This window comes from Streptomyces sp. NPDC060205 (genome assembly GCF_042728395.1).
Lineage (GTDB): Bacteria > Actinomycetota > Actinomycetes > Streptomycetales > Streptomycetaceae > Streptomyces.
The window spans coordinates 1-1594 of the sequence record NZ_JBHWZP010000628.1 but is presented as its reverse complement, the minus strand read 5'-3'; the positions used below and the strand labels follow the sequence as shown (position 1 = coordinate 1594).

Genomic DNA, 1594 nt, shown 5'->3' with positions numbered 1-1594 from the left:
GAGCACGAAAAGCGGAACGGCACGGGAACGGGGCTCAGTGCGCGTCGTCGTGCCAGCCGAAGCTCTTCTCCACCGCTTTGCGCCAGTTGCCGAACTCGCGGTCACGGACCGACGCCTCCATGGACGGCGTCCACTCGGCGTCCTTCTGCCAGTGCGTCTTCAGTTCGTCGAGGTCGTTCCACACCCCGGTCGCGAGGCCGGCCGCGTACGCCGCTCCCAGGCACGTCGTCTCGGAGACCTTCGGGCGGATCACCGGCACGTCCAGCACATCCGCCTGATGCTGCATCAGCAGATTGTTCTTGGTCATGCCGCCGTCGACCTTCAGGGTCGTGATCTGCACCCCGGAGTCCTGGAACATCGCGTCCACGACTTCACGCGTCTGCCAGCTCGTCGCCTCCAGGACCGCCCGCGCCAGATGCCCCTTCGTGACGTACCGGGTCAGCCCCGTGACGACCCCGCGCGCGTCGGAGCGCCAGTACGGCGCGAACAGACCCGAGAACGCGGGCACGATGTACGCGCCTCCGTTGTCCTCGACACTCGTCGCCAGGGTCTCGATCTCGTCGGCCGTACGGATGATGCCGAGCTGGTCGCGGAACCACTGCACCAGCGCGCCCGTGATCGCGATGGCCCCCTCCAGGCAGTAGACCGGCGCCTCCGAGCCGATCTTGTACCCCATGGTGGTCAGCAGCCCGTTCTTCGAGGGCACGGGCCGGTTCCCGGTGTTGAGCAGCAGGAAGCTGCCCGTCCCGTAGGTGTTCTTGGCCGTGCCCACGTCGTAGCAGGCCTGCCCGAACACCGCCGCCTGCTGGTCGCCCAGCGCGGAGGCCACCGGCACCCCGGCGAGCTGGCCCACGGCGGTTCCGTACACCTCGGAGGAGGACTTGATCTCGGGGAGGACCGCCTCGGGGACATTCATCGCGGAGAGGATGGACGGGTCCCACTGCAGGGTTTCGAGGTTCATCAGCATGGTGCGGCCGGCGTTGGTGACGTCCGTGACGTGCCGGCCGCCGTCGGTGCCGCCGGTGAGGTTCCAGATCAGCCAGGAGTCGATCGTGCCGAAGGCGATCTCGCCGCGCTCGGCGCGGGCCCGCAGCCCCGGCACGTTGTCGAGCAGCCAGGCCGCCTTGGGCCCGGAGAAGTAGCTGGCCAGCGGCAGCCCCGTCTGTTCGCGGAAACGGTCCTGCCCGTCCGTGCCCCCCAGTTCGGCGCAGAGCGCGGAGGTACGGGTGTCCTGCCAGACGATCGCGTTGTGCACGGGCTTGCCGGTGGCGCGGTCCCACAGGACCGTCGTCTCCCGCTGGTTGGTGATACCCAGCGCGCTGAGCTGGTCGGCGCGCAGCCCGGCCTTCGCGATCGCGCCCGCGACCACGGCCTGCACCTTCGACCAGATCTCGGTGGCGTCGTGCTCCACCCAGCCGGGCTTGGGGAAGATCTGGCGGTGCTCACGCTGGTCGACGGCGACGATCGCGCCGTCCTGGTTGAAGACGATGCAGCGGCTCGACGTGGTGCCCTGGTCGATCGCGGCGACGAACTTGTCCGTCATGACGTCCCCTTCGTCGGATTCTGCGTAGGGCGGCAGTGGCTCCCCTCGTCC

Annotated in this window: 1 protein-coding gene; it reads right to left on the bottom strand. The window is 69.0% G+C overall.

Translation table 11 applies throughout. From position 1 onward, the window contains the following. Positions 1-34: 34 nt before the first annotated feature. Positions 35-1543 (bottom strand): glycerol kinase GlpK, encoded by a 1509-nt coding sequence (gene glpK, locus ACFWGJ_RS43610; protein WP_387334536.1) that lies wholly within the window; start codon positions 1541-1543, stop codon positions 35-37. Positions 1544-1594 lie beyond the last annotated feature (51 nt).

What these genes read in the sequence shown, in the direction of transcription:
- glpK (WP_387334536.1), bottom strand. Translation starts at nt 1,543, where the DNA reads ATGACGGACAAGTTCGTCGCCGCGATCGACCAGGGCACCACGTCGAGC.